The following is a 4,908-nucleotide window of genomic DNA, read 5'->3' on the forward strand; positions in this document are numbered from 1 at the left end:
GAACACGGTGAGCGCGCGCTCTACGGTGACGCCGGGCGCGTCCATCGGTACGAGGATCATGGATTGCTGCTTGTGTTTCTCGGCACCCGGATCGGTCTTGCCCATCAGGATGGCGATCTTGCAGCGCGGATCCATGGCGCCGGAGGTCCACCATTTGCGCCCGTTGATGACATAATCGTCGCCGTCGCGGCTGATCAGGGTGCGGATATTGGTGGCGTCGGACGAGGCGACATCGGGCTCCGTCATGGCGAAGCAGGAGCGGATCTCGCCGGCGAGCAGCGGTTCGAGCCATTGCTTCTTCTGTTCGGGCGTGCCGTAACGCACGATCGTTTCCATATTGCCGGTATCGGGAGCTGAGCAGTTGAACGGCTCGGGCCCGATCGGCGAGCGGCCCATGACCTCGCAGATATGGGCGTATTCGTAATTGGTCAGGCTGTCGGGATATTCGCGCTTGGGCAGGAACAGGTTCCACAGCCCCTGCGCCTTCGCCTTCGCCTTGAGCTCCTCCATGATCGGCGGCGCGCTCCAGCGCGAGGGCGCGGCATCGAGCTGTTCCTCGAAGACGCTCTCCGCCGGATAGACGTGCTCTTCCATGAAGGCGATCACGCGTTCGCGCAATTCGCGCGCCCGCGCTGAAAACAGCGCGTCTTCCATCATCCCCGATTCCCCCGACATGGATCCCCCGTCTTGCTCATTCCCCGATCACGCCGCCGAGATCGGCAAGGCGCGTGGTGTAGTGGTCGGTATCGCCGAACAGCTTCTCGATCATGGTCGCACGCTTGAAGGAGTGCGCCACCTTGTATTCCATGGTGACCGCCACCCCGCCATGCAACTGCACCGCGTTCTGGCCGACGAAGCGGCAGGAATTCCCGATCTGTACTTTCGATGCCGCGATGGCGCGGGCGCGTTCGCGCGCGTCCTCTTCCTGCACCATCATCGAGGCGAACATGGCCATGGAACGCGCCTGTTCCAGCGCGATGAACATGTCGGCGGCAGCATGCTGGAGCACCTGGAAGCTGCCGATATGGGTGCCGAACTGGTTGCGCACTTTCATGTATTCAACGGTTGCCTCGTGCATATCCGCCATCACACCGACGGATTCCGCGCACAGGGCCGCGATGGCTTCCTCGATGATCCGCCCGATCACCGGGAAGGCCTCGTCGCGGGTGCCGATCAGGGCAGAAGCCGGGACGCGCACATTGTCGAACGTGACTTCCGCCCCGCGCGCACCGTCCTGCGTGGCATAGCCGCGCCGGCTCACGCCCTCCGCCCTCGCATCGACGAGGAAGAGCGAGATGCCCGCCTCGTCGCGCTGGTTGCCGGAGGTGCGCGCCGAGACGATCAGCATGTCGGCGCTGTCGCCGGAGAGCACGAGGCCCTTCTCGCCGGAAATCACGTAATGCTCGCCATCGGCGCGGGCCATGGTGGCGACGTCGTGAAGATCGTAGCGGGCCTGGCGCTCGTGATGGGCGAAGGCGTAGAGCTTCTCGCCGCCGGCGATTGCGGCGATATGATCGCCGCGCTGTTCGGGCGATCCGGCCCGGCGCAGGATGCCGCCGGCAAGTATCACGCTGGCGAGAAAGGGCTCGACCACGAGCGCGCGCCCAAACGCCTCCATCACGATCATGGTCTCGACCGGGCCGCCACCCATGCCGCCGTCATCCTCGGAGAAGGGCAGGGCGAGCAGGCCCATCTCGGCAAACGCGCTCCAGATCCCGCGGTCGAAACCCTCGGGCGAATCGGAGATCCTGCGTCGCGTGTCGAAATCGTAGCGCGCGCCGAGCAGCTTCTCGACGCTGTCCTTGAGCATGCGTTGTTCGTCGTTGAGATCGAAATCCATGACCTGTCCTCAGAGCCCGAGTATCGCCTTGGCGATGATGTTCTTCTGAATCTCGTTCGAGCCGCCGTAGATCGACACCTTGCGCGTGTTGAAATAGTTCGGCGCGATCATCTGCGCCCATTCCGGTCCGATCGGCGGTTCGTTGCGACCTTCTTCCTCGGGGGTGAAGGGCAGGGCGTAGGGGCCGACCACGTCGAGCAGAAGCTCCGTCGTCGCCTGCTGGATTTGCGAGCCCTTGATCTTGAGGATCGAGGAGGCCGGATCGGGCTTGTCGGAGGGGCGGTTGCGCGCCTCTGCCACGACGCGCAGCTGCGTCATTTCGAGTGCCTTGAGTTCGACTTCGAGCGCGGCGAGCTTCTCGCGGAAACGCGGATTCTCGATCAGCGGACGCTCGCCCGCCTTCTCGGCGCTGGCGAGGCGGCGGATGCGGCGCACGCGCTCCTTGGAGATGCCGATCCGGGCGATGCCGGTGCGCTCGTTGCCGAGCAGGAACTTGGCGTAGTCCCATCCCTTGTTCTCCTCGCCGACGAGGTTCTCGGCGGGAACCTTCACGTCGTCGAAGAAGATCTCGTTGACCTCATGCCCGCCGTCCAGCGTCTGGATGGGGCGCAGCGTGACGCCGGGGGATTTCATGTCGATGAGCAGGAAGGAGATACCCATCTGTTTCTTGGGCGCATCCGGGTTGGTGCGCACGAGGCAGAAAATCCAGTCGGCATGCTGGCCGAGCGTGGTCCAGGTCTTCTGGCCGTTGACGATGTAATGATCACCCTCGCGCACGGCGCGGGTCTTCAGCGAGGCGAGATCGGAGCCGGCGCCGGGCTCGGAGAAGCCCTGGCACCACCAGTCATCCATGTTGCGGATGCGGGGCAGAAAATAGTCCTTCTGCTTCTGGTTGCCGAAGGTGTAGATCACCGGCCCGACCATGCTGACGCCGAAGGAGAGCGGCTCGGGGGCGGGCGCGGCGAGCAGTTCTTCGCGGAAGATATATTGCTGCACCGGGTCCCAGCCCGTCCCGCCATGTTCCTCGGGCCAGTGCGGCGCGGCCCATCCCTTCGCATTGAGGATGCGCATCCAGGTGACCATGTCGTCGCGCGAAAAATGCTTGCCGAGTGTCAGCTTGGTGCGGATCGATTCCGGCAGGTTCTCGCGGAAGAAGGCGCGGACCTCGTCGCGAAAGGCGATTTCTTTCTCGGTGAACCTCAGATCCATCTTCATCTACCTCCGCAGAGCCGCCTGCACCTGCCAGACTTTGCGTCAATGCCCGGGTGGATGGCGACTTGCAATTCGTCTATATTTCGCATAGCAAAACCATGTTTTGCAGTGCGTTCGAAATTAGGAAGGCGGTCTGCGCTTGTCAACGCGACATCGCGCAATCACATCGGGTGTGTTCGCCCAATCCGCGTTTTCGCAAATGCCGCGCACGCGAACACGCCGGCTTCGGCATAGTGCCGCGAGAAAACCGGTCAGATTCTGCGACAGACGTGCCCGCGCGACGGGCGCCGTTCAAAGGAGGATATCATGCGCGACGCCGTCATCGTCTCCACCGCCCGCACACCGATCGGCAAGGCCTATCGCGGCGCCTTCAATGACACACAGGCCCAGACGCTGGGCGGCCATGCAATCGCGCAGGCCGTTGCTCGGGCGGGGGTCGAACCCGGCACCATCGACGATGTGATCATGGGCGCAGCGCTCCAGCAGGGTGCAACCGGCTACAACATCGCCCGCCAGAGTGCGCTTGCCGCTGGCCTGCCGGTGAGCGTCGCCGGCATGTCGCTCGACCGGCAATGCGCCTCCGGCCTGATGGCGATCGCCACAGCCGCCAAGCAGATTATCGCGGACGGCATGACGACGGCCGTCGGCGGCGGGCTCGAATCGATCTCGCTCGTCCAGAATGACAAGGCCAACCGCTTCCGCGCGCAGGATCCGGCGCTGATCGAGCGCGTGCCGCACATGTATATGGGCATGCTGGAGACAGCGGAAATCGTGGCTAAGCGCTACGGCATCTCGCGTGAGGCGCAGGACGAGTATGCGTTGCAATCCCAGCAGCGCACCGCACAGGCGCAGGCAGAGGGGCGCCTTGACACTGAGATCGCACCGCTGCCCTCCAGCATGATCATCACCGACAAGGCGACCGGCGAGACCTCGCGCCGCGAGGTGACGCTGGAGCGCGACGAGGGCAACCGCCCGCAGACCGTGCTCGCCGATCTCGCCAAGCTGCAGCCGGTCTTCAAGGACGGGCAGGCGATCGCTGAAGGCGCCTGTATCACTGCGGGCAATGCCTCGCAGCTCTCCGACGGCGCGAGCGCCAGCGTGCTGATGGAGGCGCGCGAGGCCGAGAAGCGGGGGCTGACGCCGCTCGGCGCCTATCGCGGCATGGCCGTGGCGGGCTGCGAGCCCGATGAGATGGGTATCGGCCCGGTCTTTGCCGTGCCCAAGCTGCTCAAGCAGCACGGGCTCAGCATCGACGATATCGGCATCTGGGAGCTCAATGAGGCTTTTGCCGTGCAGGTGCTGTATTGCCGCGACAGGCTCGGCATTCCCAATGACCGGCTCAACGTGTCCGGCGGCGCGATCTCCATCGGCCATCCCTATGGCATGTCTGGCGCGCGCATGACGGGGCATCTCCTGATCGAGGGCAAGAGGCGCGGCGCTAAATACGGCGTCGTGACCATGTGTGTCGGCGGTGGCATGGGCGCTGCCGGACTGTTCGAGATCTTCTGATCGCGCCGCGAGATTTGAACCGATAACGAGATACTGGAGACCACCATGACCGCCATCAACGATGTCGTGGATTTGACCCGCGAAGGCGAAATCGCCGTCATCACCCTCGATTCCCCTCCCGTCAACGCGCTCTCGGCGCAATTGCGCGTCGGGATCGCGCAGGCGGTGGAGCAGGCTGTTGCTGATGAAGAAGCAAAGGCGATCGTGCTGACCTGCGCGGGCCGCACCTTCTGCGCCGGCGCCGATATCACCGAATTCGGCAAGCCGCCGAAGGATCCCAGCCTCTCCGCCGTGCAGGCGGTGATCGAGGCCGCGCCGAAGCCCGTGATCGCGGCTATCCACGGGAC

At 64.4% G+C, this 4,908-nt stretch carries 5 protein-coding genes; 2 read left to right on the forward strand and 3 right to left on the reverse strand.

What is annotated here, in order from left to right:
• The 3 genes from VKP01_RS11270 to pimC form a co-directional block, all read right to left on the reverse strand.
• Positions 1-654: acyl-CoA dehydrogenase family protein (locus tag VKP01_RS11270; RefSeq protein ID WP_414706569.1), on the reverse strand; the 654-nt coding region annotated here is incomplete at its 3' end.
• Positions 655-691: 37 nt separating this feature from the next.
• Positions 692-1,840 carry an acyl-CoA dehydrogenase gene (locus VKP01_RS11275; RefSeq protein WP_324412327.1) on the reverse strand — a complete coding sequence of 383 codons (1,149 nt, stop codon included), beginning with the start codon at positions 1,838-1,840 and terminating at the stop codon, positions 692-694.
• Between the two features lie 9 nt (positions 1,841-1,849).
• Positions 1,850-3,049 (reverse strand): pimeloyl-CoA dehydrogenase large subunit, encoded by a 1,200-nt coding sequence (gene pimC / locus VKP01_RS11280; RefSeq protein WP_324412329.1) that lies wholly within the window; start codon positions 3,047-3,049, stop codon positions 1,850-1,852.
• Between the two features lie 309 nt (positions 3,050-3,358).
• Between pimC and VKP01_RS11285 the strand changes: the two genes are divergently transcribed.
• Together VKP01_RS11285 and VKP01_RS11290 are read left to right on the forward strand one after the other, a co-directional pair.
• A complete protein-coding gene (locus tag VKP01_RS11285) occupies positions 3,359-4,561 on the forward strand; it encodes an acetyl-CoA C-acyltransferase (RefSeq protein WP_324412331.1) in 1,203 nt (400 codons plus the stop codon).
• Between the two features lie 54 nt (positions 4,562-4,615).
• Positions 4,616-4,908, forward strand: a 293-nt coding sequence (locus VKP01_RS11290) for an enoyl-CoA hydratase/isomerase family protein (protein WP_324412333.1), incomplete at its 3' end; no start/stop codon positions are given.

The sequence above is a fragment of the Saliniramus sp. genome, assembly GCF_035311605.1.
In the GTDB taxonomy this organism is placed as follows: Bacteria; Pseudomonadota; Alphaproteobacteria; order Rhizobiales; family Beijerinckiaceae; genus Saliniramus.